This window comes from Anaplasma marginale str. Florida (assembly GCF_000020305.1).
GTDB classification, from domain to species: Bacteria; Pseudomonadota; Alphaproteobacteria; order Rickettsiales; family Anaplasmataceae; genus Anaplasma; species Anaplasma marginale.
In genome coordinates, this window is the sequence record NC_012026.1 from 825,858 (window position 1) to 851,040 (window position 25,183).

General features: G+C 50.0%; 34 protein-coding genes, 2 tRNA genes and 1 pseudogene. 10 read left to right on the top strand and 27 right to left on the bottom strand.

From position 1 onward, the window contains the following. Positions 1-9: 9 nt before the first annotated feature. The 23 genes and pseudogenes from rplO to AMF_RS08495 form a co-directional block, all read right to left on the bottom strand. A complete protein-coding gene (gene rplO / locus AMF_RS08385; RefSeq protein WP_012659043.1) occupies positions 10-462 on the bottom strand; it encodes a 50S ribosomal protein L15 in 453 nt (150 codons plus the stop codon). Positions 463-475: 13 nt separating this feature from the next. Next, positions 476-1,000, bottom strand: a complete 525-nt coding sequence (rpsE, locus tag AMF_RS08390) for a 30S ribosomal protein S5 (RefSeq protein WP_010265253.1) — start codon at positions 998-1,000, stop codon at positions 476-478. 10 nt (positions 1,001-1,010) lie between these two features. Then, positions 1,011-1,376: a 50S ribosomal protein L18 gene (gene rplR / locus AMF_RS08395; RefSeq protein ID WP_010265255.1), complete on the bottom strand. Its 366-nt coding sequence runs from the start codon at positions 1,374-1,376 to the stop codon at positions 1,011-1,013. A 13-nt stretch (positions 1,377-1,389) separates the two neighbouring features. Beyond that, positions 1,390-1,935: a 50S ribosomal protein L6 gene (gene rplF, locus AMF_RS08400; RefSeq protein ID WP_010268077.1), complete on the bottom strand. Its 546-nt coding sequence runs from the start codon at positions 1,933-1,935 to the stop codon at positions 1,390-1,392. 11 nt (positions 1,936-1,946) lie between these two features. After that, positions 1,947-2,345, bottom strand: coding sequence for a 30S ribosomal protein S8 (gene rpsH, locus AMF_RS08405; RefSeq protein WP_010265262.1), 399 nt, complete (start codon positions 2,343-2,345; stop codon positions 1,947-1,949). Positions 2,346-2,362: 17 nt separating this feature from the next. Next, entirely contained in the window at positions 2,363-2,668 is a 306-nt protein-coding gene (gene rpsN, locus AMF_RS08410; protein WP_010265265.1) for a 30S ribosomal protein S14, read from the bottom strand. An 11-nt stretch (positions 2,669-2,679) separates the two neighbouring features. Continuing rightward, positions 2,680-3,213, bottom strand: coding sequence for a 50S ribosomal protein L5 (rplE, locus tag AMF_RS08415; RefSeq protein WP_010268085.1), 534 nt, complete (start codon positions 3,211-3,213; stop codon positions 2,680-2,682). Positions 3,214-3,219: 6 nt separating this feature from the next. Then, positions 3,220-3,533 (bottom strand): annotated as a pseudogene (rplX, locus tag AMF_RS08420) (50S ribosomal protein L24). Beyond that, positions 3,533-3,892, bottom strand: a complete 360-nt coding sequence (gene rplN, locus AMF_RS08425) for a 50S ribosomal protein L14 (protein WP_010265276.1) — start codon at positions 3,890-3,892, stop codon at positions 3,533-3,535. The pseudogene rplX and the gene rplN overlap by 1 nt, the downstream one beginning before the upstream one ends. 12 nt (positions 3,893-3,904) lie before the next feature. Then, the gene (gene rpsQ / locus AMF_RS08430) at positions 3,905-4,138 is read right to left on the bottom strand and encodes a 30S ribosomal protein S17 (RefSeq protein WP_011114489.1); all 234 of its coding nucleotides are present in this window, start codon (positions 4,136-4,138) and stop codon (positions 3,905-3,907) included. Then, positions 4,128-4,334: a 50S ribosomal protein L29 gene (gene rpmC / locus AMF_RS08435; RefSeq protein ID WP_010265283.1), complete on the bottom strand. Its 207-nt coding sequence runs from the start codon at positions 4,332-4,334 to the stop codon at positions 4,128-4,130. The genes rpsQ and rpmC overlap by 11 nt, the downstream gene beginning before the upstream one ends. A gap of 7 nt (positions 4,335-4,341) precedes the next feature. Beyond that, a complete protein-coding gene (gene rplP, locus AMF_RS08440; protein ID WP_011114490.1) occupies positions 4,342-4,758 on the bottom strand; it encodes a 50S ribosomal protein L16 in 417 nt (138 codons plus the stop codon). Between the two features lie 8 nt (positions 4,759-4,766). Then, positions 4,767-5,402: a 30S ribosomal protein S3 gene (rpsC, locus tag AMF_RS08445; protein WP_010265292.1), complete on the bottom strand. Its 636-nt coding sequence runs from the start codon at positions 5,400-5,402 to the stop codon at positions 4,767-4,769. Positions 5,403-5,405: 3 nt separating this feature from the next. Beyond that, positions 5,406-5,744 (bottom strand): 50S ribosomal protein L22, encoded by a 339-nt coding sequence (gene rplV, locus AMF_RS08450; protein WP_010265295.1) that lies wholly within the window; start codon positions 5,742-5,744, stop codon positions 5,406-5,408. 3 nt (positions 5,745-5,747) lie between these two features. Further along, positions 5,748-6,029: a 30S ribosomal protein S19 gene (gene rpsS, locus AMF_RS08455; protein WP_010265298.1), complete on the bottom strand. Its 282-nt coding sequence runs from the start codon at positions 6,027-6,029 to the stop codon at positions 5,748-5,750. A gap of 5 nt (positions 6,030-6,034) precedes the next feature. After that, complete coding sequence (rplB, locus tag AMF_RS08460; protein ID WP_010265300.1) at positions 6,035-6,868, bottom strand: 50S ribosomal protein L2; 834 nt, start codon at positions 6,866-6,868, stop codon at positions 6,035-6,037. Next, positions 6,865-7,155 (bottom strand): 50S ribosomal protein L23, encoded by a 291-nt coding sequence (locus AMF_RS08465; protein WP_010265302.1) that lies wholly within the window; start codon positions 7,153-7,155, stop codon positions 6,865-6,867. The genes rplB and AMF_RS08465 overlap by 4 nt, the downstream gene beginning before the upstream one ends. Then, positions 7,148-7,774, bottom strand: coding sequence for a 50S ribosomal protein L4 (rplD, locus tag AMF_RS08470; protein ID WP_011114492.1), 627 nt, complete (start codon positions 7,772-7,774; stop codon positions 7,148-7,150). Before rplD ends, AMF_RS08465 begins: the two co-directional genes overlap by 8 nt. A 17-nt stretch (positions 7,775-7,791) precedes the next feature. Further along, entirely contained in the window at positions 7,792-8,490 is a 699-nt protein-coding gene (rplC, locus tag AMF_RS08475; protein WP_010265311.1) for a 50S ribosomal protein L3, read from the bottom strand. Between the two features lies 1 nt (position 8,491). Then, positions 8,492-8,809 (bottom strand): 30S ribosomal protein S10, encoded by a 318-nt coding sequence (gene rpsJ / locus AMF_RS08480; RefSeq protein ID WP_010265314.1) that lies wholly within the window; start codon positions 8,807-8,809, stop codon positions 8,492-8,494. A 6-nt stretch (positions 8,810-8,815) separates the two neighbouring features. Next, a complete protein-coding gene (tuf, locus tag AMF_RS08485; protein ID WP_011114180.1) occupies positions 8,816-9,997 on the bottom strand; it encodes an elongation factor Tu in 1,182 nt (393 codons plus the stop codon). Positions 9,998-10,045: 48 nt separating this feature from the next. Then, positions 10,046-10,116 (bottom strand) — tRNA-Gly (locus AMF_RS08490). Between the two features lie 8 nt (positions 10,117-10,124). Then, a tRNA-Tyr gene (locus AMF_RS08495) sits at positions 10,125-10,207 on the bottom strand. Positions 10,208-10,372: 165 nt separating this feature from the next. Here AMF_RS08495 and rlmB point away from each other — a divergent pair. The 9 genes from rlmB (at position 10,373) to hemH (ending at position 18,245) form a co-directional block, all read left to right on the top strand. Next, positions 10,373-11,158: a 23S rRNA (guanosine(2251)-2'-O)-methyltransferase RlmB gene (gene rlmB, locus AMF_RS08500; protein WP_011114493.1), complete on the top strand. Its 786-nt coding sequence runs from the start codon at positions 10,373-10,375 to the stop codon at positions 11,156-11,158. After that, complete coding sequence (cmk, locus tag AMF_RS08505; RefSeq protein ID WP_010265340.1) at positions 11,151-11,822, top strand: (d)CMP kinase; 672 nt, start codon at positions 11,151-11,153, stop codon at positions 11,820-11,822. The genes rlmB and cmk overlap by 8 nt, the downstream gene beginning before the upstream one ends. A 64-nt stretch (positions 11,823-11,886) precedes the next feature. Further along, complete coding sequence (locus AMF_RS08510) at positions 11,887-13,566, top strand: 30S ribosomal protein S1 (RefSeq protein ID WP_010268120.1); 1,680 nt, start codon at positions 11,887-11,889, stop codon at positions 13,564-13,566. Between the two features lie 9 nt (positions 13,567-13,575). Then, positions 13,576-14,451, top strand: coding sequence for a signal peptide peptidase SppA (gene sppA / locus AMF_RS08515; RefSeq protein ID WP_010265341.1), 876 nt, complete (start codon positions 13,576-13,578; stop codon positions 14,449-14,451). Positions 14,452-14,458: 7 nt separating this feature from the next. Continuing rightward, positions 14,459-14,734 carry an HU family DNA-binding protein gene (locus AMF_RS08520; protein ID WP_010265343.1) on the top strand — a complete coding sequence of 92 codons (276 nt, stop codon included), beginning with the start codon at positions 14,459-14,461 and terminating at the stop codon, positions 14,732-14,734. Positions 14,735-14,909: 175 nt separating this feature from the next. Beyond that, positions 14,910-15,197: a DUF4164 domain-containing protein gene (locus AMF_RS08525; RefSeq protein WP_037348940.1), complete on the top strand. Its 288-nt coding sequence runs from the start codon at positions 14,910-14,912 to the stop codon at positions 15,195-15,197. Then, the gene (gene zapA, locus AMF_RS08530) at positions 15,198-15,617 is read left to right on the top strand and encodes a cell division protein ZapA (protein WP_012659049.1); all 420 of its coding nucleotides are present in this window, start codon (positions 15,198-15,200) and stop codon (positions 15,615-15,617) included. Positions 15,618-15,935: 318 nt separating this feature from the next. Then, on the top strand, positions 15,936-16,889 hold the full coding sequence (locus tag AMF_RS08535) for a hypothetical protein (protein ID WP_012659050.1): 954 nt from the start codon (positions 15,936-15,938) through the stop codon (positions 16,887-16,889). Between the two features lie 303 nt (positions 16,890-17,192). Further along, a complete protein-coding gene (gene hemH / locus AMF_RS08540) occupies positions 17,193-18,245 on the top strand; it encodes a ferrochelatase (RefSeq protein ID WP_010265351.1) in 1,053 nt (350 codons plus the stop codon). 2 nt (positions 18,246-18,247) lie between these two features. Here the strand turns inward: hemH and zapE are convergent, their stop codons facing one another. The 4 genes from zapE to ankB all read right to left on the bottom strand — a co-directional run bounded on the left by zapE (position 18,248) and on the right by ankB (position 22,241). Then, complete coding sequence (zapE, locus tag AMF_RS08545) at positions 18,248-19,297, bottom strand: cell division protein ZapE (RefSeq protein WP_037330740.1); 1,050 nt, start codon at positions 19,295-19,297, stop codon at positions 18,248-18,250. 270 nt (positions 19,298-19,567) lie between these two features. Further along, positions 19,568-19,894, bottom strand: a complete 327-nt coding sequence (locus tag AMF_RS08550) for a hypothetical protein (protein WP_010268129.1) — start codon at positions 19,892-19,894, stop codon at positions 19,568-19,570. 537 nt (positions 19,895-20,431) lie between these two features. After that, positions 20,432-21,328 (bottom strand): SPFH domain-containing protein, encoded by an 897-nt coding sequence (locus AMF_RS08560; RefSeq protein ID WP_010265361.1) that lies wholly within the window; start codon positions 21,326-21,328, stop codon positions 20,432-20,434. 88 nt (positions 21,329-21,416) lie between these two features. Beyond that, a complete protein-coding gene (ankB, locus tag AMF_RS08565) occupies positions 21,417-22,241 on the bottom strand; it encodes an ankyrin repeat domain-containing protein AnkB (protein WP_241760152.1) in 825 nt (274 codons plus the stop codon). A gap of 121 nt (positions 22,242-22,362) precedes the next feature. Here ankB and AMF_RS08570 point away from each other — a divergent pair, with 121 nt between their 5' ends. Then, complete coding sequence (locus AMF_RS08570) at positions 22,363-24,966, top strand: UvrD-helicase domain-containing protein (RefSeq protein WP_010270390.1); 2,604 nt, start codon at positions 22,363-22,365, stop codon at positions 24,964-24,966. The last annotated feature ends 217 nt before the right edge of the window (positions 24,967-25,183 follow it).

The window sequence follows — 25,183 nt, forward strand, 5'->3', positions numbered from 1 at the left end:
AAACCTTCCTTAAGAATCACTCAACCCTTCGGTAAGTAGACTTTCTTCCCAAGCAGCTTTCGACACCGCGTCATAACTTATCCCCACCTTCGCCTTGAGCGCGCCTTTGCCGAGAATCTTTACCTTACTCATCGGCGAAGGTATCATGCCCAATTCTGCCATCAGCTCCTTGCTGATGTTGGAGGCGTCAACAATCTTCTTCTCGCTAATCAGCCTCTGCAAGGCACCAATATTCACTATTTCGTACCTAGCTCGGGACATGGATCTGAACCCCCTTTTGGGAAGACGAGTAAATATGGGCTGTTGTCCCCCCTCAAACCCATTGACAGCGCATCCTGACCTAGCCTTCTGTCCCTTGTGCCCCCTACCAGAGGTCTTACCCTTACCACACCCCAGGCCTCTACCCAAAACCTTAAGCCTTCTACGCTTGGGTAAGCCGGCAAATAATTCGTTCAACTTCATAGCAAAAGACCCATCACCTATTCTCTATTACCTCACCGACCTTGCGGCTTCTTTTACCAGCAACTTGCTTGGGGGATAGCATATTTTTAAATGCAGCAAATACGGCATAAATTACACTATGCGGGTTAGAGGACCCAATAATCTTTGCAACAACATCCTGAACACCCAGCACTTCAAACACCGCTCTGACCGAACCGCCGGCAATAATTCCGGTACCAACCCTGGCAGATCTGAGAACAACCCTACTAGCGCAGAATTTCGCTTCCACGTCGTGGTGCAGTGTTCTTGACTCGCGGAGATAAACTCTGATCATGCTTTTCTTCGCCGCATTTACCGCCTTGATTTTGGCCTCAGAAACTTCCGCGTGCTTACCCATGCCGCAGCCTACCCGACCCTTCTCATCACCTACCACGACAAGCACAGAAAAGGAGAATCTTCTTCCACCCTTAACAACCTTAGAGACTCTGCGTACAGACACTAACAACTCTGACAAATCATGAGAATCGTGCGCAGCGCGCGGCTTTTTATCAACACTCATTCAGAACAACCTAAAACTCAAAACCAAGACTTCTCAACTCATCTGCAAACGCAGCTACCACACCTATGTACCTGCATGAACCACGATCAAGTACGAACTTGCGGTAGTTGGCATCCAAGCCATCTAGGCGACCGGCAAATAACCTTGCGACCACCCTAGCGGCCTCCGAGTTCACCCGCCTTTTGGCTGTGGCCAAAACATCGGGTTCAAGCGTGGAAGCGGCTGCCAAAGTCGCGCCTTTCTCATCATCTATAAGCTGGGCATAAAAGTGCCTGTTAGACTTGAACACGGAAAGCCTGACACTCGATAGCGACCTAAGCTTCAGCCTCACTCGCCTCTTACGCCTCGTAGCCCTTTTTAAATCACACAATGACATAGCCGGTTCCACCCTATTTCTTCTTACTCACTTCCTTCCGGTACACGTACTCTCCCTTAACGAATATACCCTTACCCTTGTAAGGATCATACCGCCTGATCGAGCATATGTCAGCTGCTACCATGTGTACCTTGACTTTGTCGGAGCCTTTAATCACAAGCTGTGTGGGCTTAGGACACTTGATCTCTATCCCCTCCGGAATTACATACCTCACCCCGTGGCTGAACCCCACAAACATAGAGAGGTACTTATTGTCACATACAACCCTATACCCAACGCCATTCACTTCGAGTTCCACAGAAAACCCTTTGGATAGCCCCTTTATAGCATTGCTGATGCCGCTCCTATAAGAGCCCCACATCACCTTCGCCCTGGGAGAGGACTGACGCTCATTCACAAGCAGCAGGGTACTGCCATCAAGCACGGCCCGTATGCCGTGGCACAAAGAGAAGGAAGAGGACGTCCCATCCTTACCAATCACGGTGACAGAATTACCATCACACACATCCACTTTCACACCTTCAGGAACCTCTATGGGCATCGCCCCAACTCTAGACACAGCAAACTCTCCTAAAAAACACCGCACAAAATTTCCCCGCCAATGCCGAGTTTACGCGCCCTGTAATCTAACATCACCCCCTGCGATGTCGACACTATGTACACACCGAGACCATTGTAAAACTTCGGCAGCCTATCTGCAGAAGAATACACTCTCTTACCTGGGCGAGAAACGCGCACTATTTTCTTAATGACCGGAGCACAGTTGTAGTACTTGAGGCACACCTTAAGGTACTTTATTCCTGAACTCTTAGACTCCTCAGTGAAACCCTCTATGTAACCCTCCGCAAGCAGGATGTCCAATATGGATCTAACCACCTTAGAATGGGGCACAAAAACTACCTTGTTCATGCCTGCCTGCCCATTACGCAGGCGGGTCAAAAAATCAGCAATCGGATCGGATAACGACACAGCCAACCTCCTTCTATCTACCAACTCGACTTCGTCAAGCCGGGCATCTGCCCTATCGAACCAAGCTGGCGCAGCACTATGCGGGACACCATAAACTTCCTGTAGTAACCGCGGGGCCTGCCGGTGATGAGACACCTGTTCCTAATCCTAATGTAGGAAGAATCCCTAGGCATTTTAGAGAGCTTCACCTGAGCAGCGAACCTTTCCTGCATGGGCAAACTCGCATCCTTGATGATGCGCACTAGAGCACGCCTTTTTTCCGACAACCGCGCAGAAATAGCAACGCGTTTCAGATTTCTCTGCACTACAGATTTTCTAGACACTACACCCCCAACTAATTCACAAAAGGAAAACCGAGCTCAGTAAGCAAAGCCTTGGCATCATAATCACTTTTCGCAGTGGTAACAACGCTCACATCAAAACCGCGTACCTTGTCTATTTTATCGTAGTCCACCTCAAGGAAGGATATATGCTCCTTCACTCCAAAAGATATGTTCCCATGGCCATCGAACTGCGACATAGACAGCCCCTTGAAGTCCCGCTCGCGTGGGAGTGCTATGTTAATCAGCCTGTCCAAAAACTCATACATCTTCTTACCTCTAAGGGTAACCATACAACCTATGGGAAACCCCTTACGTATCTTAAACCCGGCAATAGATCGCCTTGCACGGGTCACCACAGGCTTTTGCGCCGATATCAAGGCAAGATCCCTGCTACATGAATCCATAACCTTGCTATCCATCGCTCCAATGCCGATACCCATGTTCAGGCAGACCTTCACCACTTTGGGTACCTGCATGACACTACTGCAACCCAGCTTACTCATGAGAGACTGCGCTACGGCCTCTTTACACAAACTTCCTAGCATATACACCTAATCCAACACACGGCCAGAACCTTTAAGATACCGCACCTTTTTTCCATCCACAAACTTGTAGCCCACCTTGGTGCGCACACCAGCCTCACTATCAAACAAAGCGATATTGGAAATGTCTATAAACCTTTCCACGCTGAAAATACCACCCTCCCTATCCTTAGAGGGCTTAACACTCTTTCGACAGAGAGCAACCCCGGCCACCTTGGCCACCACATGCCCCCCCTTTCTCAGAATCTTCACAACCTGCCGATCTTGCCCTTGTCGCTTCCAGCTATGACAATCACATCATCCCCGCTAACAATCTTAGCCATCACAAAACCTCCACAGCCAAGGACATAACCTTGGTGAACTCACCAACGGGCAGCTTCCTAACAGGGCCAAATACTCTCGTACCCAGAGGGTCACCCTGGTCGTTCACCAACACAACAGCATTACTGGAAAACCTGATAGTGCTGCCATCCAAACGACGAATCGGGCCCTTGGTCCTCACAACAACAGCTTTATACACCCTACCTTTATTAACCTTGCCTCTAGGCGCAACAACCCTAGCAGACACAACAATAACATCCCCCACCAAGGCGCGCTTCTTTCCACCCAAAAACCCTATGCACAGCACTTTGCGGGCGCCCGAATTATCTGCTACATCCAAGATCGCGTTTTTTTGTATCATACAGAAGTTACCTCAACTATCCACCACAATCCACCTCTTGGTAGCAGACACGGGAATGTGCTCTCTTATCTTGACCACATCACCACGTTTACACCTATTGTGCTCGTCGTGCACAGAGTAGATTCTGCACTTTTTGACAATCTTCTTGTACACTTTGTGGTGCACCATGCGGTAGACCGAGACTTTTACTGTCTTATCTCGCCTAGCATCCGTGACGACACCCACTAGGACTCCCTTAGACATCATCCCCTCTCACTCTTCTCCAACTCAGCGTGGTAAGCACTCTTGCTATCTCCTTCTTGATAGCACTCCGTCTGACACTGCTGGTAGACGAACCTTCCTTGCTCTCAAACACCTGAGCAACCAAATCCCTGCGCAGGGACGCCAGCTTCTCACGCAGCTCTTTAGAAGACTGCCCCTTCATGTCTACAGAAGAACCCATACCTAACCTACCTCAACCCATCTTCAATATAACTACACCTCATGGGCAACTTCGCACTCGCCTTCCTAAGGGCCTCCCTAGCCAAAACAGATGAAACCCCACCTATTTCAAATAACACCCGGCCTGGTTGGACCCTGCACACCCACATCTCTATGCTGCCTTTGCCCTTACCCATACGAACGTCAACAGGCTTCTTGCTCACCGGAAGGTGACAGAACACCCTTATCCACACCTTCCCCACACGTCTAAGACTCCTAGATATGCTGCGCCTGGCAGATTCAATCTGCTTAGAAGTCAGCCTGCATGGCTCCAGCGCTTTAAGTCCACATGAACCAAAAGCCAGCTCACTACCACCCTTTGTCTGACCTTTGATGCGCCCCTTGAAGCTCTTAGAGTACTTGGTTTTTTTCGGCACAAATAACATAACAGTTCTCACTCACCCCCAGTTCTAGAATCGCCCACATATACCCAGACCTTCACACCAACAATCCCGTATATGGTCTTAGCTTCAGCGCAGCTATAGTCTATGTTAGCCCTAAAAGTATGCAGAGGCACGCTGCCCTCTTTGTACCACTCGGTCCTCGCAATCTCCGCTCCACCTAGCCGCCCAGAACAACTAACCTTAACTCCTCTGGCACCAAGCTTCAAGCAGTTCTGAACACCACGCTTCATAGCCCTCCTGAATGACACCCTTTTCTCCAACTGCTGCGCTATGTTCTCAGCTATCAGAGCAGCTTTCAGATCAGGCTTCTTCACTTCTACTATATGAAGTTCAACATCGTGATTGACCATCTGGGCAATCTTCTGCTTGACCCTATCTATATCAGTACCTTTCTTGCCGATTATTACACCAGGACGCGCAGAGTGTATGTTTATTATCACAGCATCAACCTTCCTGGCAATAACAACCCTACTGACCGCAGCATGGTGAAAAGTCTTCTTGACAAAACTGCGCAGAAGAAGGTCCTCGTGCAGCTTGGACGCATACCCACCGCCAGCATACCACAGCGAATCCCAAGTCCCGACTATCCCTAACCTTAATCCAATAGGATTAGACTTCTGCCCCATAAGTTACCTTTTCAACAATCTAATTACAACGCTCCCATACCGCTTTCTTATCCTGCATGCCCTACCCCGCGCCCTGGGCCGAACCCTGCGCAGAGTGAAGGACTTACCAACTAAAACCTCCTTCACGTACAAACTATCCAAGTCGACGTCGTAGTTGGCCCTAGCGTTAGCTACAGCGGACTTGAGCACCTTTCCAACAAGAAATGCGGCCTTCTTCCTGCAAAACTTAAGGTACATCACGGCCGTGGACACGTCCTGACCTCTTATCAGGTCCGCAACCAAATTCAACTTAGAGGGCGTAGACCTGAGACCCGACACTCTAGCACTGATAACAGTAGTCATAAACTAACCCTTCCTGGACACTTTCTTGTCACCCGCATGCCCCAGAAACCGCCTAGTAGGAGAGAACTCGCCAAACTTGCGCCCCACTATATTGTCAGTCACCTTTACAGGTACGTAGGTTCTTCCATTATGAACCCCAAAAGTCAGCCCTATAAACTTGTGCAGGATCACCGAGGACCTTGAGTGTATGTTTATGATCGCATTCCGGTTGGATGCAATCGCCCTATTTGCGAGACGCAGCACATGAGGGGCACAGAAAGGAGGCTTTTTAATCGATCGAGACATGCAAACTACCTCTTCCTGACAGACGAAACTTTTATGTACTTGTCGCTATGCTTGCCACGCTTCCGCGTCTTTTTACCCTTAGTCGGTACACCCCATGGAGTAACAGAGTTCCTACCACCCGAAGTTTTACCTTCTCCACCACCGTGCGGGTGGTCCACGGGGTTCATGGCGACACCACGAACCGTAGGCCTGAAACCAAGCCACCTATTTCTACCGGCCTTACCTAGCTTTATGTTCTGATTGTTCAAATTCGAAACAACGCCCACGGTTGCCCTACACAACGCCAAAATCTTCCTCACCTCTCCAGAACCAAGCCTTAACAGGACATACGCACCATCCCTACCCATAACCTGGGCATAGCTACCAGCTGCCCGAGCTATGATACCACCACCGCACGGCCTGAGCTCTACGTTGTGCACAAAGGTTCCAGCCGGTATTGAGCCCAGCTGCAAGCAATTCCCAGGAAGCACGTCCGACCCAACACCGGAAACAACCACATCGGAGACCTTCAGTCCATCAGGGGCCAGAATGTAAGACAACTCACCGTCCTCATAGCGTACCAGGGCCAAAAAAGCAGTACGGTTCGGGTCATATTCCAACCGCTGCACAACAGCCTGCACACCATCCTTGTTCCTCTTAAGGTCTACCACTCTGTGCAGCCGTTTGTGCCCCCCTCCACGGTGGCGCACAGTGATAACTCCATGTGCATTCCTGCCCCCACTGGAGACTCTACCAACGACCAGAGACTTTTCGGGCTTACCCCTCCACAGCGCAACCCTGTTAACCATAACGGTCCCCCTGAGGGACGGAGTGACGGGGTTTAGAACTTTAAGACTCATTTCGCCGCCCCCACAATTTTAAACTCCTTGCCCTTAGGTAGAGAAAAGTACACCTTTTTCCTATCTTTCCTTCTTCCGGGAACACCCTTACAGCGCTTCCTTTTACCCTTGACCCTAAGCGAGCACACATCAGTGGGCGCCTCCCCACACAGCAGCTTTATAGCACGCCTGACCTGGGGCTTGGTAGCACCGACAGCCACGTACACCGCATATCTACTGTGTCCCTCACCTAGCGAAACCGACTTCTCCGTAACCACGGGAGAAGCAATTACCGAAAAGCTATCCATTACACAACCTACTCTCAAGACACTTAACCGTGCCAACGGTCAGAATTACACAATCATGCCGCAGTATATCGAGGACATTTATGCCAGCGTATTTCAGTAGGTCAACGTTCGGAAGATTCCTACACGCACACATGACTTTATCTTCGTACGTTTCGGCAACTACTAAATAAGACCCATGTGCACCGAAATTACCAAAAGCAACATGCGCATCCGCGGTTTTTTCCAAAAGCAAACCCGAGTCATCCAGTACTACAAGTTTGCTGTCGGAAACCTTCATAGACAGCGCAACTTTCAACCCTAATCTGCGCACTTTCTTGTTCAGAGAGTACGCATGGCTTCTATTCACAGGACCAAACACCACCGCGCCTCCCCGGAATTGTGGGCTGCGTAAACTACCTTGCCTAGCTCGACCGGTATGCTTCTGCCTATAAGGCTTGGCCGTGGTACCAGAAACATCGGATATGCACCTAGTTTTGTGCGTACCAGCCCTTCTCTTGGCAAGCTGCCAGGTCACCACATCTCTCAGCACATCACGCCTGAGCTGTACCCCAAACACCTCGGCGCTGAGCTGCACCTTGCCAACCACCTCATTTTTGATGTTAACCACATTAACTTCCATGAACGCCCCTCACTTCCTCAACCAGCAGCGCCCACAGGAGACTGGGTAGCCACAACTCCACCTTCCCTTGGCACAGGCTTTTTCACAGCATCTCTCACCAGAACATACGACCCACAAGGCCCAGGGACGTTGGTGCCCTCAACAACAAGTAGAGACCTCTCGGAGTCTACCAGGACCACCCTGAGATTCTGCACAACCGACATGGTATGACCCATGTGCCCAGCCATCTTCTTGCCCTTAAACACTCTACCAGGATCCTGGCACTGCCCCGTGGACCCCTGCGACCTGTGAGATATGGAAACACCGTGAGATGCACGTAGCCCACCAAAATTATGTCTCTTCATAACACCAGCAAAACCCCTACCTATCGAGCGCCCAGCTACATCCACAAACTGGCCCTGGAAAAAGTGATCTACCAGAACCCTGCCACCAGGCTCAACGCCATCCACAGTGTCCACACGAGACTCAAATAAGTGACAATCAACGTCTATTCCCTTCTTCCTAAGTGCGCATATCTGCGGCTTGTTTAGGCGCCCAGGACGACGTACACCAAGCACAACCGCGTTGTACCCGTGCACATCACGACTTTTCACGTCAACAACGAAAGTGTCCTCTAGCAGCAGCAAAGTCACAGGAACCCTGGCACCTGCATCCCCAAACACCGCGGTGCTGCCAACCTTCTTCATCAACAAACCAACCCTGCTCCCAGTCGCCACGCTACCCTCCTACAACCTTGACTTTGACATCAACACCAGCTGGAAGCTGGAGACTCATGAGGGCCTGAAGTATAGCGGAATTAGCTTTCGGTAGGCTAATCAACCTCTTGTGCGTTCTGATCTCGAACTGCTCCCTAGACTTCTTATCGACATGGGTCGAGCGATTAACAATGAACTTCGCAATCCTGCGAGGGAAAAACACTGGACCATTCACCTTGGCGCCGCTTCTCCTTGCGATCAGAATTATGTTGCGGGCAGACCCATCGAGCAGGCAATGGTCAAACGCCTTTAGTTCAATATATATCTTCTGCGTTACCATAAACCACTACTCCAAAATCTCAGTTATGATACCGGAGCCTACGGTTCTGCCACCCTCTCTCACCGCAAACCTCAACCCCTTATCAAGAGCAACTGGTTTATCAAGAGCAACTTCGATACTGAGGTTATCACCAGGCATAACCATCTCAACTCCACTAGGCAGCTTTATGCTTCCAGTAACATCTGTGGTACGGACATAGAACTGAGGCTGGTAGTTCGAGAAGAACGGAGTGTGCCTTCCACCTTCCTCCTTCTTCAAGATATATACCTCTGCCTTGAACGCCTTGTATGAACGTATCTGACCCGGTGCACTCAACACTTGGCCACGCTCCACATCTTCCTTCTTGATACCCCTAAGTAGTATGCCGGCGTTGTCCCCAGCTTCACCTGTCTCAAGGGCCTTGTGGAACATCTCAACTCCAGTGCACACTGTGCTCTGTAAGTCCCTAAGACCTACAATATCTACCTTGTCCCCTACCTTTATCACTCCTCTCTCAATCCTACCCGTAACCACTGTGCCACGACCAGGAATCGAGAATACATCTTCAACCGACATCAAAAATGGCTTGTCTTTCTCTCTAACCGGAAGCTCTATCTTCTCTAGCGCCCCCACCAGCTCCATAATCTTCTCACTCCACGGACCGTCAGAGCTTTCCTCCAACGCCTTGACCGCAGATCCTCTCACTACGTCAACCCCATCACCGTCATACCCATAGTTGCTCAGAAGCTCCCTAACTTCCATCTCAACTATCGACAACATCTCCTCATCTTCTACCACGTCACATTTGTTTATCCATGTGACTATGTCTTTCACGCCTACCTGCTTGGCTAGTAGTATGTGCTCACGAGTTTGTGGCATTGCTCCATCAGTTGCAGAGACTACCAGTATCGCCACATCCATCTGCGCGGCACCGGTTATCATGTTCTTTATGTAATCCGCGTGCCCCGGACAGTCTACGTGCGCATAGTGCCTGCCTTCTGTCTCATACTCTACGTGCGCTGTGGAAATGGTGATACCACGTGCCCTTTCCTCAGGCGCTTTGTCTATCTCATCGTACTTTACTACCTTGTTCGCTCCGCTAAGCCTTCTTGTCAATACCGTAGTAAGTGCAGCCGTTAACGTAGTCTTCCCGTGGTCAACATGCCCTATCGTACCTACGTTTATGTGCGGCTTTCTCCCTTCTGTCATAAAATTACCCCAAAATAACACATTACAGCGACAAGATACCTTCCAAAGAGCGGGTAATGGGAATCGAACCCACGCGGGCAGCTTGGAAGGCTGCTACTCTACCACTGAGTTATACCCGCAACAGCCGTGGAGGAGGTAGGATTTGAACCTACGTACACATAAGTGGGCAGATTTACAGTCTGCTGCCTTTGACCACTCGGCCACCCCTCCCCTGAGACTTAGCAAAAAAGGCGCCGCCCCTGTAATAGCACATAATTCACAAAAGTAATACCAAAAAAACCAACTGCGATTCTAGAGTTGATTCAGAAAAATTAAACCCTACAATACGTCACTGCATACGTTAGCAAAATTTTTAGGCTTTACAACAACAAAGTTATGGGTCGCACCAGAAATCACGGAGGGTGCATGTGGATATGCGGTAGACATGTGTGCATTGCTGCGCTTCAGAACCCGAATAGGGTGTGTAGAGATATGCTAGTTACCGGAGAGTTCCTGAAGAAGTACCCAGAAGTTGCGCGTATGGCACAGAGCAAAGGCGTATACCCAAAAAGAGTTGCAGCGGAGAAGATCAGCAAGATTTTGGGTCACGGTGGAATGGCGCATCAGGGGATCGCACTCATGGTTGATGAGCTCTCCGGGCGCGACGGTAGCAAGCTCAGAGTGGAGGATATAGTGTCAGCCAACCCTTCCGAGGCTTCTACCGTGGTTATTCTAGATCGAGTTACAGACATCAACAACGTAGGTGCAATAGTGAGGTCGGCCGCCTGCTTTGATGCAGACGCGGTCATCCTACCGGAACATCACTCTCCTTCCGAAAGCTGCACAATTACAAAGGCTTCCAGCGGAGCCGCAGATATCGTCCCGGTGGTGCAAGTGGGCAATCTGGTCAAAACGATGGAATACTTGAAGCAGAATGGATACTGGTGCTACGGCATGGATGCGGGCGGGGATAAGGCCTTGCACGAAATTAGCTTTTGTGAGCGCAGAGCCATAATACTGGGCTCGGAGGGAAAGGGCATAAGGAGGCTGACAAGGGAGCATTGTGATCATCTAGTCAAAATCCCAATGTCGGCAAGGATTGATAGCCTGAATGTGTCTAACGCAGCCGCAATAGCGCTATATTCGAGTTATCTACAGCTACACGGAAGTGTGCGTGACTAATAACCCGGGCAATCAGCACAGCAAACGCTTAGTTATAGCCATCGATGGGCCATCTTGTTCCGGCAAGGGCACGCTAGCCAAGGAAATAGCCAACATTTTGCGCATGCAACACCTAGACACCGGAAAGTTGTACAGAGTTTTCGCAGTCAAATTCCCGCACAAATACTCACAGGCTCGCGGCCACGGGGAAATTCGGCTAAGTGCGGAGGAAGAAGAAGAAATACTGTCAGCACTGAATGATGATGACCCGAAGTACTACAGCGAGTGCGTCGGAAGGACGGCATCGGTGTTCGCGAAAGATACCCGAGTCAGATCTGCATTGCTGCCAATACAGCAGCAATTTGTGCTCAATGCCCCACATGGCGCCGTTGTAGACGGGAGGGATATAGCTTCTGTTGTATGCCCAAATGCCGATGTGAAGATCTTCGTCAGCGCATATGCGTCAGTTAGGGCACGAAGGCGCTTTAAACAGCTGCGCGGCTCTAGTTGCAAGGCAATGTACAAAACTGTACTCTTCCACCTGCTGCATAGGGATATCAGGGATACTCGTAGGAGTACTGCGCCACTGGTGCGCACTGAGGATGCTATATATCTGAACAACTCGCACATGCAAAAGGCCACTGCTCTGCAGGAATTGGTGGAAAAAATAAAAACGTTCTTGTAAAACTGCGCGAACGGTATATTATTGCCACTCGTTGTTTTCTTTTCGTTGTTTGCGGGCTTAGTGTATGTCGTCGGGTACGGGTTTGCAGGGTAGTGCTTCTGGTAGTATAAGCAGGATGTATTCCAACAGGTTTGTGAGCCACGGCTTTGATGATATAGAGTCGGGCGATGCTGACCTCTCTGATGCTCTGTCTGAGCTCTTGGATAAAGGGCCGAAGGAAGGCGAGATAATAGAAGGCACAGTTATCTGCATGGACGGCGGGTATATAACCGTCGATGCGGGGCTGAAGTCCGAGGGCGTGGTCTCCCTTAGGGAGTTTGAGCTTGGCGATGGCGGGCAGGACGTTGAAGTCGGTTCTAAGGTCAAGCTGTGCCTGGAAAAGATTGAGGGTAAAAGCGGCAGCGTGGTCCTTAGCCGAGAAAAGGCAATAAGAGACGAATTATGGCAAAAGCTAGAAAAGGCCGCGGAAGAGAAAACTGATGTGGAAGGGGTTATTTTTGGCTCCATCAGGTGTGGGTACACCGTAGATGTCGGGGGCGTTGTTGCCTTTCTGCCTGCAAGCCATGTGGGGCTGCGCCAGGTTAAAGATATTACCCCCTTGTTGGGTAAAAAGCAGCAGTTCCGCATTCTCAAGATGGACAAGAAGCAGGGAAATATCGTTGTTTCCCGGAAGGCGGTGTTAGAGGAGTCGCTTGCAGACGCTAAAGATTCTTTCCTAAGCCAGCTGGAAGAAGGCAGCATAATAGAGGGCAAGGTCAAGAGCATAACAAAGTATGGCGTGTTCATAGGCATACACGAATCTCCGTCCGTGGGGGTTGTAGATGGGCTGTTGCACATAACAGATATCTCCTGGAGCCGCGTGAGCCACCCATCTGCCGTGTTTTCTTGCGGACAGACGGTACGCGCAAAAATAATTAGGATTGACAGGGAAAACCGTAAAATCTCTCTGGGAGTTAAGCAGCTGGAGGAAAGCCCCTGGGCAAACGTGGAAGAGAGGTATCCTGTAGACAGTATCCACAAGGGCATAGTCACAAGCATAGAGGATTATGGAATCTTTGTGGAGCTAGAGACCGGAGTAGAAGGGTTGATACACGTGTCTGAGGTAAGTTGGGTGAGGAGCCACCTGCCCGTAAATCAGACTTTCATGCGCGGTGAGGAGGTTGAGGCAAAAGTCCTCAGTCTGGACGCGGCCAAAAACCGCATGAGTCTCAGTATAAAAAGGTGTAAGGAAAACCCTTGGGAGGCGTTTATAGAAAAGCACCCTGTTGGATCAGTTGTTGCAACCAGGGTAAAGAGCATAAGTAGCCTTGGCGTTTTCGTTTCGTTTGAGGATGATACTTCTGGGTCAGGCATAGAGGGACTGATTCGCTCCACCGAGCTGAGTTGGAGTGGTTCCCCTGAGGCAGCGTTGAAGAAATACAGCGTTGGGGATCTCGTGAAGGCCAAAATATTGATGGTTGCCACAAACAAGAACAAAATAGACCTAGGGGTTAAGCAGATTGAGCGGGATCCCTTCCTTGATTTGCTCAAGAGGGTCGAGGTTGGTGACCGTGTTGCTGTCACCGTATCAAAGGTTCTAGAAGATATGGGTGTGCTGGTTGACGTATTTGAGGGGTCAGAAAGCTTCAACGTATTGGTGAAGCAGGAGCACCTACCCGAGAACAAGAAGTTCTTTCCTGGTGACAGGGTGGAAGCTGAGGTTCTAACGGTTGGGTCTTACAGTCTTGTCTTATCGCTGAAATAGGGGTTGCACGTGCTTGATCACTTGCTAAAGATGGAGGCGTTACATTCCAGGGTTCTGTGGTGGAGGGCTTCTTTCTTTCTCGTCGTGTGTTTGCTACTTTTGGTTATGGGGCATGTAGATTACTCGAGGGTTATTGGAACCTTGAGGAGAACTCACGACTACGTCGCAAGGGTAAGAATCAGCGGTGAAATCGGCCGTAGCAGGGCCAGGGAAGCAATGCTCGCTCGGCTAGCGGAAAGTGATTCTGTAAAGGCGTTAGTCCTTAGAATAGACAGCCCAGGCGGTACTGTGGGCGATAGCGAAGCTTTGTATCAACAAATAAGAGAGATAGCCCTGAAGAAGCCCGTGGTCGCGGTGCTTGGGAACGTAGCTGCCTCGGGTGGGTACATGGCTGCCATAGCGGCTGACCATGTGGTTGCACGCCATGGTACCATAACCGGGTCCATAGGTGTAGTCTCGCAGTATATCGGCGTGGCCGAGGCGGCTGGGAAGTTGGGCATTGCACTGAAATCTATTAAAACTGCTCCGTTGAAGTCCAATATGTCTCCTCTGGAGGAGCTGTCACCCGAAGGTGAAAGCATAATACAAGGAGTGGTGGACGATTTTCACGTCTTTTTTGTAGGCTTGGTAGCTGAGAGGCGAGGATTCACCCCTGATAAAGTTTCTGCGGTCTCTGACGGCAGGATATATACCGGGGCTCAGGCTCTACAAGCCGGGTTGATAGACGCCATAGGAGGGGAAAAGGAGGCTTTGGAGTGGCTGAAAACGCAGAGGGATGTTGATGTGCGCGTCGTTAAGGATGTGGATTACCAACGCATTGATTCTGGTTTGCCAGCGTTCTTCTCCTCTGCTATACAGTACCTGCACGTATTGCTTTTCGGATGAACACTATATGTCCCTCAAGTCTGATCTAATTCAGCGCGTCGCAAGAAAAAATCCCTCACTGGGTGAGGCCGTGGTTTCGCAGATCGTGGGCATATTTTTCTCCTCTATAGTAGGCTGTGTCAGTAGCGGGTGCAGAGTTGAGCTTAGAGGGTTCGGCGCATTCTCTACTCGACACTACGTGTTGAAGAACCACAGCTTGAACTCTAGACTTCCGAAGCCAACTTACAAGAGGGTATACTTCCGCCCCAGTGAGAAGCTTGTTAAGGCTGTTGACAGTCGTTAGCGCAGCCGAAGGGCGGCCATTCCGCGTTTTTCACAGCGTAGCTGAAAATAGGCGGGTTCCATCTATTTGCAATTCTTCAAACCCACCCTGCAGTTCCGGGTTGACGATAACAAAAAGTTTGCATGTTTTGGTTATCTGTAATAACTTGCGTTTTTGGGTCTTTGTTCATCGTCCTATGGTTGTTAAGTCGGAGGATGCGGACTACGCCGGGGATCTGCGCAGAGCGTTTGATGAATTGGAGGATTCTCTAACGCGCAGGCTAGGTGCCGAGGGTGGTACAGGTACAGCTGGGTCCGAAAGAAGGGTGAGCGAGCTGGCCGCGGAAAAGCAGCTGCTGGAGGAGGCGTTGATGCAACGTGAGGCAGAGTGTGCGTATTGGAAAGCGACGTGCAGCGAAATTGTTGATGGCCTGAATTCCTCAATAGAAGCAGTGAAATCTATTTTAAACGGTAGAGAGGGATAGGTGACTGAAGAGATACCTGCTGGCTCGCGTGTCGTTGATGTTACGATTCGCGGCAGCACTTACAGAGTCGCTTGCGGGGCGAGCGAGGAGAAGCGCCTGGGTGAGCTTGCCGGCAGGCTGAGTAGGTTGGTGGAGGCAATATCCGGCGGGGGCAGAGGCAGAACTTCTGACACCCTACTCTTGCTTCTGGCCGGATTGAAGCTTGAGGATAAAGTCGAGGAACTGACACAGGAGCTCAACAAGGCCACTGAAGAGTTGTCCGAGTATAAGGCAATGCACAGCAAAGAAGTCCGCCTTAGGGGGTCCCTTGAGGGGCTGCTGCGCTACAGCCTGTCGCGGACAAGGGAGTTGTTGGCATATGTTAATGACACGCGCGCAAGGGAAGTGCAGGATACAGAAAGTGCCGCCGGAACCTGCTGAAGCGGCATGCTGACGCACGCGGCAGTCGCTGGTGACGTGTTGTGAAACGTGGCTGGGCTTCCGCGCGGTCCTGGAGTTTCGTTGTGCATTTGTTAGACTGGTAAGCTGCAGGCCTGGCGTCTGTAGCCCAGTACGTGCATCCGCGGTCGTGCGCCACACCGGTGTGTGTGCACCCCGCAAGCGCGGTAGGGCTCTGCGTGCAGGTCTCTGCTCTGTGGCATCGCATTTGTGGGCAGGAATGCTAAACAATTGCCCGACTGTTGACTGCACTGGGTATTTGCTCTAGACTGGACCCAATTTTACAGTCGGGGGGGGGGTATGCCGGGGTGTTGTAGCAATTCCGAGCCGAGCGGCAGGAGCACGGAGGAAAGCGGTGGCGGGTCGCACAGCCGCCTGAAGGTGCTATCCAGACAGGTGTGCGAGTCTGTGCTTTGCGGCTTTTCTGGTGCGTCGTCGTTTCTTATAGCTTCAGCATCCGCTATCCAGTTGCGAATCTTCCTCGGCGTCTGTCACAGCTCCATGGAGCCTGGCGCACGCAGGGTGCACAGGGGTAATATGCGTAACGCCCTTGCAGCCATGAAGGCGAGCATACTGCCTGCAGCTGAGATGTTTGTTCTGGTTCCGCTGCTGTGTACTCTACTCCACTGGTTCGGAAGCATCAGCCTTGCACTCTGCCTGCTAGCGTGCTGGGGAGCTATGTTCGCTGTGTGTCTCTTTGTGAGAGTCACTGGAATCTTAAAGGGATGCCCGAGAGTGGAATCCCCCATGTACGGGCATGGTAGCCCCTTCCCGAGAATGGCCCCCCCGCAAAACGTCGGCGCCGCACATGAACATGAGGATTCTATGCACAGTGAACCAGAGCCCGCGTCCAATGCCGGCGCTATAGGTGCGTCGCTTTTGAAGTCTGCCGTGCTAGCCGTTTTGTTTATACCCTTCCGGGCCGTGACGCTGGTCTCTACACTTGTACTTATGACAGTGGCGTTGTTGTGTTCGATCCCCAGCTTTTTTCATGACGTCTATGATGCAGTGAGGAGGCACGTTAGGCACGGCAGTTCCGAACGCCTTGGCCAAGACTCACAGTCCACGGCTCTGTTCCCAAGAGTAACAGATATCGCGCGCAAGTTTTGCTCCCTGGCAAAGTCGGCTTTGTTTGATCTCGCGTGGATTGCAACCCTGGGAATTACCGGAGTGCCATCTCTGATGCATGGAGTGACTGTAGAAGGGCTAACATCTTCCCCTCGTGTTGATGTTGCCGCCGCGGAACTTAGCTAGTGTTCGCAATTATGGCACAGCTCGGAGGAAGCTCAGCATCGCACCGTGGTAGCTCCACCGGAGCGGGAGAGTTGGTCATCGCTGCGGCAGCCGCTCGGCGCTCCCTAATAGTGATGCATTGGTTGCGTTCGTCCGCCCTGCAAAGCCGTTGGTCGCCTGTGCAGTACGTATGATATTACCCCGGTGTGACATTACCCCAGCAAGTGGCAGGTACAAGTGCCCGATACGGCCCCGTGTGGACTGCGCTGGTGAGCGTAGATCCGAGTTGTTGGCGCATTAGTCTTAATCGAGTTTGTAAACAGCGTGAGTAGAACATCAAACAAAAAAGTGGCTGTGGTGCTGCTCAATCTTGGTGGGCCGGGCTCTTTGTGTGAAGTTGAAAAATTCTTGTTCAGTCTGTTTAGTGACCGACGCATACTGGGGCTGCCGTATCCGCTAAGGATGCTGGTGGCCACGATAATTTCGAAGCTCAGAGCAAGGTCGGCTAGAAAGATCTACTCATTAATGGGGGGGAAGTCTACCATACTGGAGGAAACGGAGCACCAAGCTTCGGCCCTGGAAAAACGCTTGAATAGCTCCGCAGCAGGCAAGATTTACAAGGTGTTTGTCTGCATGCGACACTCAAAACCAGGGTCCAGGGAAGCACTGCACGCCGTTCGTGATTATCAGCCTGAACATGTAGTGCTGCTGCCGATGTATCCGCAGTATTCCAGCACCACAACTCTGTCCGCAATTGAGGACTGGAACAACAGCGCGCGTAAAGCATGCTATGCACCCGATACCAGAATCATATGCTGCTACCACGCCCACAAGGACTACATAGCAGCACACTGCAAATTGATTTTGGACGAGTATAATAAGGCTGCCATGGGCCATAGCAGCCCGAGAATATTATTTTCCGCACATGGGCTGCCTGTACACATTGTAGAGCGCGGGGACCCGTACCAAGAACAGATACGGCAAAGCGTTTGCGCGATTGTGGAGCAATTGGGGATACGAGCTCTGGACTACTCCATATGCTATCAGAGTAAAGTGGGGCCCACTCAATGGCTTGAGCCCAGTACGCAGCTTGAGATCCTTAGGGCGAAAGATGATGGAGTCCCAGTAGTAGTGGTGCCAATCTCTTTTGTCTCTGAACACTCAGAAACCCTGGTGGAACTCGATATAGAATACAAGGCACTGATGCCGGAAGAGCAGCAATATTTCAGGGTGCCAACTTTGGGGGTGAATACACTGTTTATTGAGTGCCTATACAAGCTGGTGTGCACACTAGATGCAAATGCGGCCCCGTGCTGCGCCAAGTACGGACTATGCTGGAAAAAAGTGCGGGGTGATACCCATGCAGAAACGCGCTAGCATCACCATGTGTCGGCCCCCATTTCGGCAAGCCTGGACGCGGCGCGCTTGAAGCCTACCGATGCAGGCCCTGTGTGTAATTCATTAATATCAGCAGCGAGAGAGCAAAATATGCGCACCCTGCGCTCATACAGCTCATCCACCAACATGATAAACCGCTGCATTTCGTTTTGAGCGAAAAAATCAAACACCGGAATGCCTTTGATAAACATGGTAGCGAAGTTTTTGGCTATCTCCTTATAGTCCGCAACCCACAAAGGGTTTTTGTCGCCGCACAGATCTTCAAAACTAAACCAGGCAACAGCATTGCAAGCCTTCCCTACTTCGATATTCCTGCTTCCAACGGTCAGCACCACGCTTTCAACTTTGCCAGAACCGACGAGCCCCGCAAAGCGCGCGTGCAATTTTTGGTCTGCACCCTCACCCACATAATATCTGCGCGCATTTTGTCCGCGCACCGACCTATAGTCGAGCTTACCAAGCATGGACACAACCTGCATACGCCGCTCAAGCAAAGATATGGCGGGCAGAAAGAGCTCCCGACGTAGCCCTCCTTCGTACAATCCATGTGGGGGATAGTTGGACGTCATGACGACTACTAGGCTTTTGGAAAATAGCACAGAAAATACTTTATGCAGCACTACAGCTTCACAAACATCGTTGACTTGCACCTCATCTAAGTACAAAAGCTCCACGCCTTGTAGCATGGCATTCACAGCAAAAGATATGCAGTGGCTATCCTGCTGCCGGTTATCAACACGCATGTGATGCAGCAGATCGTGCAAATCTTTCATGAAGGTGTTGAAGTGTATCTTTTTTTTCTTTTTGATTACCGAATGTTCGTAAAACAGATTCGCCAGCATAGACTTGCCCCTGCCAACATCCCCGTATATGTATACGCCCTTTTTTGCGGTAGAGCTTGGCCTACGCCAAAACTCCCACCATTTCGGCGGAGCTTGGTCGTATTGCATCAGCTCCTTGAGCACATCAACCTGGAGGTCATCTCGCGCTATCTTGCGCGCATCGACCATACTGTGATATCTAGCAAGCATAAACTTACCAAACAACCCCGCTAGATCCGGGGGATTATAATTCGCAACTGAGGCAGAGAATCTTACGCCCAGATATAGGGTGCCATAAAAACGGGATAAATTCCACTACCGCCGTACCACGCGGAAAATCAGGCCAGGTACCCTTCCCAACAGTGGCACAACTCCATCTCACACCACGAACCATATACCGCGGGCACATTACGCGCAACCCAGTTTTCCAAATTTGAAGGGAAAGAAGTTTGTTGCATAACCATCAGGCAACACAATTACCTATTTACTCAGGGATTTAGAGACTATATCTCTCATCTTGTCCCTAACATAGGCCGGATTGTAACCAGCAAAGTGACATACAGTTATGAAATCACTGTGCAAATCGTTGATCCAGTTAAAGGCCTTCATCTTTTCTATATTATTTTCCGTTCGTTTATAGTTAGATGTAATGTCTATCATGGCCTGAAGTATAACTGCACCCCAAAGTGAGCTGTAACGTTTCTGTTCGCCAACCGTTTCCTCATCCTCCAAATTGTGAAGTGGGTCAGTAGCAAGGCCGTCGTACACCCCGCAGTAGTTGTAGAAGTTTAATAGATTGGAGTCCATTTTTACCCTCTTAGATTAAGAAAGATCGATCGATTCAAAACCCAGGGAAAACAAAAAATCAAGCCGCGTCAGGGTGTCTCTCTGCTCCTTATTATGAACAAAAAAAGTAGCCTCTTTCCCAATGGCGGGGATTTTACGATATGCCTGTTATGATATAATTATATTGGATATTTCCGTACAGGCTGATCAAAAACTGTTACTCAGCTAGTATGTATTTGCTGAGAGAAAAATCTGGCGTGAAAAAGTTTGTGAGTTACTATTGTCTATAAGCTAAAAATATGGGCACTGTAGCGGCATTATCGGTGTTCGCTATACTTTACGGTGGAAAGCTTGCAGTGCGGAGGTTGCAACGCGCGGAGCATAACGGCACGTGTTTGTGCTCATATAATTTGATAATTTGCTACACCCTAAGCACTAATCGTCTGAAGCTGCTTGGTTCGCAGTTCATGCCGCAAACTCACGGCTTCTGTAGTGGATTTCTCGTGCGCGTGGTTATACATATAAGTCTTAGGCGTTCCAACAGAAAATGCAGTTTGTTTATTCAACGCTTATGACGGGCTGTGTTTCACTTTCTGATACAAGCGCAACCAGCAGATTGCTGACGAACTTGAGTTTGCGGTCATCAGTTAAGTCAATCCCGTGCTTAGCTTCAAGGTGAGATAGCACTTCGTCTACCATGTTGACCGCGTTTTTCACTATATACACCCTGGCCTCGGAAATCGCCTTCGCTTGCTGCCTTCGCAGCATAACTTGCGCTATCTCTGAAGAGTACGCAAGATGGGATATTCTCGCATCTTCCACTTCGATGCCAACAATGCCCATTCTGCTTTGCAGGATCGCACGAAGCTTTTGGGAAATCTCTGTAGAATTCTGGCGCAGCGATACGGCAGAATTGGAGTCATACGGATAGCTGCCGGCAAGCTCTCTGAGGGCAGTTTCTCCTTGCACAGAAATGAAGCTCTGGTAATTCTCTATGTTAAAGCACGCCTTGGCTGGGCATACAACTCTCCAAACCACGGCAGCTGCTATCTCTATAGGGTTCCCATCTGCATCGTTAACTTTCATCACGGAGGTGTTTGTGCTCTCGATTTTCAGAGAAACACTGCGCTTAGCGGAGAAGGGTACAGTGAAACGTAGGCCCATACCGAACGACGTGCCGATGTACTCACCAAAAAATTCCACAACTTTGGCCTCATTTGGCCCGTTTATGAAGAAGCCACTTGGCAACAGTGACCCGATTACAGTCAATATGCCCATGGCACCTAAAAACGGCAGCGAAAAATCGCTAACCAGGCAGCCAATACCGAGCCCGGCTAGGCTAATCAGCATTACGCCTATTACGCTGTATCCGTTAAAACAAAGCAGATTTTTGTTCTCAATATTGCGCACGGACGACGATGCTACACCATTACGTTTTCCCCCATCTTTTTGCATGAGACCCCCTAGTACAGTTTTGTGCAAGGACTAACGATAGCAATATAACGGCATGGACGCAAAGCCCATTTGGACAGCCAACGGGCAGCTACCCCTCTTGTTCTTCTTCGCTGAAGCCAACCTGCATTTCACTTATTGCGTTTATCATGTCTACCCTGCCCTTATCAATCGCAACGCTGAGCGGGGTTTCTCCTCGATCATTCTTGACGCTGACATCAGCACCATTTGACAGCAGGTACCTGACAGTATCTATGGCTCCATGCCTAACTGCATAAATAAGCAGGTTGTCCCCATTGTTAGCACGCATTTCTTCCATGACAAACTTTTGGTTTTTGCCCATTGCTGCTAACTCATCGACGACAGCCAAAAGCCCTGTGATGTCATTAGCTTTTGCGCAGTAGAATACGTGTGCGTAGTAATCTTCCGCGCGGTAAAATCGTGGTAGATGCATATTATCGTTATTGTATGCGTCCGTCTCTATGTACGGATGGGCTGCTCTGCGGTGCGGCCAATGCCTGGCTTTGCCGCGTGGTAGATTTGCGCTATCACCCGCAGATTCGCCACGATCACCGTCTTGTACGCGTTCCGCGTTGGTTTCAGCAACCACATCACTAGTGGTTTCGCTAACCACATCACCAGTGGTTTCGCTTCCCTGCACTGGAGGCTTTTTCTCTCCCTCATTGCGTTTTTGCGCATCATCGACGCTCACCTCTTTGTTTGAGCGTTGTTCCTTTGATTTGTCATCGCCACCTTTGCGCCACGTCATAATGCCGCTGATGCCCGACTCCACGCTAGGTATCATGGTCTCCGCGCGCTTGCTTACTTCTCCCAAAAGAAAGTCTAATGTGCCACTGGAAGAGCTGCTAGCAATGCATTCCTGGCTACAAAACACAGTGCACAAAACACCGGTCAAAAAAACCCTCCTCACACCACACATGTTTCGCTACTCTTTAGACTCCACGCATATAGGCTCTACCACCAAAGTATGATTTAATCATTAACACAAAGGTTAAGAAAGTAAAAAGACAAAACCGGTGAAAAATTCTAAGCTTGACATACAGCAGCAAAGTGCTACCGACCCGGAACGGGAATTCGTGTGGATAAGTGCATCTGCAGGTACTGGAAAAACTAAGTTACTGGTCCATAGAGTAATAAGGCTGATGGTATCTGGGCAGCGCAATATACTGTGCCTCACTTTCACAAACGCTGCTGTACATGAAATAAGAGAGAGGGTATACGGCATAGTTGCAGAGTGGCTGGCGCTACCCAAAGAAGAGCTAGTCAACAGGCTTCGGGAAGTATGCTACCAACAGATAGATCACCAACATTATGTAAGAGCACGGCGGCTTTTCTTTGACGTCCCATCCATTTTAAAAATACAAACGGTGCACAGCTTTTGTCACTCTCTAGTGGCATCATTCCCCGCGGAAACAGGTGTCTCGGCAGACTTTGAAATGCGCGAACTGTCGTGGTCTTACCCAAAAATCTTTGCACAGCTGCTACGAGAGGATAGGAGCATTGACCGTGACTTGTCAGAAATTTCGGTGGAGCTCGCAGAAGATACTCTGTACAACCTTGTGTATCAAATCATCAACAAGCAACACAAGATTGTCCCCATTGAGCCGCCACAAACCGCAGTTGCTGACCCACACACAATTATGTGCCCAGTGCAGTTGATAGACGCCTTGAAGTGTGGCAGCACAAGAGACCAAAAAATCGGCAAAAGGCTGAGCACTTGGAATACTTCCACCAGGAGGTCTCCGGAAGAGGTCGCGGAGTATTTGTCGATTTTCATCAACTTACAATCCCTGGCAAAAAAATCCATCTCTAGCATAGTGACAAAAGGCATCTTGGAACAATTTCCCGACATTGTCCGGGTAATTGAGTGCGAACAGGAGGCGCTGCTGGAATTTGCCGAAAAATTTTACACAGAACGGATAACAAAGCGTACGTTCCACCTGGTGCGGATTGCACAAAAATGCGCGGCGTTGTATGAACAGGACAAGAAATGCTCAAAATACCTGGATTACAACGATGTAATTGGGCTTACGCTTGATCTCATGCTACATCCAGACTGCAAAGACTGGGTGCTCTTCCGCCTAGACAGCGAAATAGACCATATACTGGTGGATGAATCTCAGGACAACAGCCTCGAGCAGTGGAACATAGTAGCCGCCCTGTGCAGCGAGTTCTTCTCTGGGCTTGGTAGCAGCAATAATAAGCGAACTCTGTTCGTTGTGGGGGATGTTAAACAATCTATATACGGGTTTCAAAACGCCCGACCAGATTATTTTCACCGCATGCACCAGTATTTTGTCGCCCAAAGCAGCGACGCGCTCACCATACAACTTCAGACGTCATTCCGGTCAGCCAAGCCTATTTTGCACCTTGTGGACCGGGTTTTCAACGCTTTTAGAGAGCAAGTTTCTTTCCAGTCACAAGAAATAAAGCATGAAGCATATCGCGCGTCAGACTATGGGTACGTTGAAGTGTGGCCATTGATAAACACTGAAAAGCGTAGAAAACTTTACGCCTGGGACGAGCTAGAGGTGGAAACCGGCACACCACATGCCACTGACCACTTGCTGCTTGCACAAACAATGGCGAGGTCCATCGGTACGTGGATTCAAAGCGGCAGGATACTAGCTGCTAAAAATCGCCCAGTACGCGCAGGGGACATACTAATACTGGTGCGACGCAGAACCATTTTAGTTGATTACATAATCGCGGAGTTGAGGCAGGCCGGAGTTCCAGTATCCGGCAGGGATAGGTTCAACATGATGGACTACGTCGCAATTCAGGACTTGGTAAACCTGGGAGAATTCTTGTTGCTACCCGAAAACGACATGGCTCTCGCGGCGTTGCTTAAGTCCCCAATCTTTGAACTGACAGACTGCGATCTATTAAACTTAACGCATAGCCGCGCCGATGCCGTTTCGTTGTGGGGCAAACTACAGGCATTTGCACAGTTCGGCAAAATCGCAGACTATCTAGTATCACTAATCAATGCTTCCAAAACACGTACTCCGCTGGATTTATACTGCCTTATCCTATCAGAGCACAGAGAAAAGCTATTGCAACACCCCGGCCAGGCATCAGCAGAGATCGTGGACGAATTTATGAACTCACTAACCAAGTTTGGGCTCAACAACGTGAACACTTTGGAATCTTTCATTCACTGGATAAAGAGCACAAACCCTGAAGTGAAGATTGATATAAACACCTCAGAGGACGTCGCAAGAGTTATGACTGTGCACAACGCGAAAGGCATGCAATCACCCATTGTGTTTTTACCAGATACAACGAATGTCCCCAGGTGCGAGCTTCAACTCATTTTCGACGCCGAAAATACACCTATATGGTGTGCTGGCGACACAAACGCGCGTTGCAGGGACCTAAAAACGCTGAAAAGGCAGGAAGAATACAACGAATATCTCAGGCTATTGTACGTTGCCATGACCAGGGCGGAAGATGAGCTGTACGTGGCTGGAGTGGGTCCCCCACGCGAGCAGTCCTGGTACAGTATCATTACCGGCGCAGGAGAGGGCGTATTCGCAAAAAAATCAGTAGTCCTGTCTCCAATGTTCCAAGACAAGGTAGATGCACTCTACATAGAAAGCTCCGAAGAACCGGCTTAGTGCGGTAGACCACTCAAGTTCTAGTCAGCACATTTATTCATAGCAAACTTATGGAGCGAGCTCGTAACCTGTTGGTGGCGTACGAAGCTGCTAACGCGCTCAGCGGCTGAGGAACTTGTGCATGGCGCTTTAGACCAGCCGCCAACGGGGCCACAATGCACCGGCGCAACACGCATCACCGCCACACATGGGGCGCTGCTACGCACCCGGGAAACTA

What these genes read in the sequence shown, in the direction of transcription:
- rpsQ (WP_011114489.1), bottom strand. Translation starts at nt 4,138, where the DNA reads ATGATGTCTAAGGGAGTCCTAGTGGGTGTCGTCACGGATGCTAGGCGA.
- tuf (WP_011114180.1), bottom strand. Translation starts at nt 9,997, where the DNA reads ATGACAGAAGGGAGAAAGCCGCACATAAACGTAGGTACGATAGGGCAT.
- AMF_RS08525 (WP_037348940.1), top strand. Translation starts at nt 14,910, where the DNA reads ATGGTTGTTAAGTCGGAGGATGCGGACTACGCCGGGGATCTGCGCAGA.
- AMF_RS08520 (WP_010265343.1), top strand. Translation starts at nt 14,459, where the DNA reads ATGTCCCTCAAGTCTGATCTAATTCAGCGCGTCGCAAGAAAAAATCCC.
- rplR (WP_010265255.1), bottom strand. Translation starts at nt 1,376, where the DNA reads ATGTCATTGTGTGATTTAAAAAGGGCTACGAGGCGTAAGAGGCGAGTG.
- rplD (WP_011114492.1), bottom strand. Translation starts at nt 7,774, where the DNA reads ATGGAAGTTAATGTGGTTAACATCAAAAATGAGGTGGTTGGCAAGGTG.
- rpmC (WP_010265283.1), bottom strand. Translation starts at nt 4,334, where the DNA reads ATGGGTTCTTCTGTAGACATGAAGGGGCAGTCTTCTAAAGAGCTGCGT.
- zapE (WP_037330740.1), bottom strand. Translation starts at nt 19,297, where the DNA reads ATGCTTGCTAGATATCACAGTATGGTCGATGCGCGCAAGATAGCGCGA.
- AMF_RS08560 (WP_010265361.1), bottom strand. Translation starts at nt 21,328, where the DNA reads ATGCAAAAAGATGGGGGAAAACGTAATGGTGTAGCATCGTCGTCCGTG.
- rpsJ (WP_010265314.1), bottom strand. Translation starts at nt 8,809, where the DNA reads ATGGTAACGCAGAAGATATATATTGAACTAAAGGCGTTTGACCATTGC.
- rplB (WP_010265300.1), bottom strand. Translation starts at nt 6,868, where the DNA reads ATGAGTCTTAAAGTTCTAAACCCCGTCACTCCGTCCCTCAGGGGGACC.
- AMF_RS08535 (WP_012659050.1), top strand. Translation starts at nt 15,936, where the DNA reads ATGCCGGGGTGTTGTAGCAATTCCGAGCCGAGCGGCAGGAGCACGGAG.
- AMF_RS08550 (WP_010268129.1), bottom strand. Translation starts at nt 19,894, where the DNA reads ATGGACTCCAATCTATTAAACTTCTACAACTACTGCGGGGTGTACGAC.
- rplE (WP_010268085.1), bottom strand. Translation starts at nt 3,213, where the DNA reads ATGCTAGGAAGTTTGTGTAAAGAGGCCGTAGCGCAGTCTCTCATGAGT.
- rlmB (WP_011114493.1), top strand. Translation starts at nt 10,373, where the DNA reads ATGGGTCGCACCAGAAATCACGGAGGGTGCATGTGGATATGCGGTAGA.
- AMF_RS08465 (WP_010265302.1), bottom strand. Translation starts at nt 7,155, where the DNA reads ATGGATAGCTTTTCGGTAATTGCTTCTCCCGTGGTTACGGAGAAGTCG.
- rpsC (WP_010265292.1), bottom strand. Translation starts at nt 5,402, where the DNA reads ATGGGGCAGAAGTCTAATCCTATTGGATTAAGGTTAGGGATAGTCGGG.
- rplN (WP_010265276.1), bottom strand. Translation starts at nt 3,892, where the DNA reads ATGATACAAAAAAACGCGATCTTGGATGTAGCAGATAATTCGGGCGCC.
- rpsS (WP_010265298.1), bottom strand. Translation starts at nt 6,029, where the DNA reads ATGTCTCGATCGATTAAAAAGCCTCCTTTCTGTGCCCCTCATGTGCTG.
- rpsE (WP_010265253.1), bottom strand. Translation starts at nt 1,000, where the DNA reads ATGAGTGTTGATAAAAAGCCGCGCGCTGCGCACGATTCTCATGATTTG.
- rplP (WP_011114490.1), bottom strand. Translation starts at nt 4,758, where the DNA reads ATGTTATTTGTGCCGAAAAAAACCAAGTACTCTAAGAGCTTCAAGGGG.
- rplV (WP_010265295.1), bottom strand. Translation starts at nt 5,744, where the DNA reads ATGACTACTGTTATCAGTGCTAGAGTGTCGGGTCTCAGGTCTACGCCC.
- rplO (WP_012659043.1), bottom strand. Translation starts at nt 462, where the DNA reads ATGAAGTTGAACGAATTATTTGCCGGCTTACCCAAGCGTAGAAGGCTT.
- AMF_RS08510 (WP_010268120.1), top strand. Translation starts at nt 11,887, where the DNA reads ATGTCGTCGGGTACGGGTTTGCAGGGTAGTGCTTCTGGTAGTATAAGC.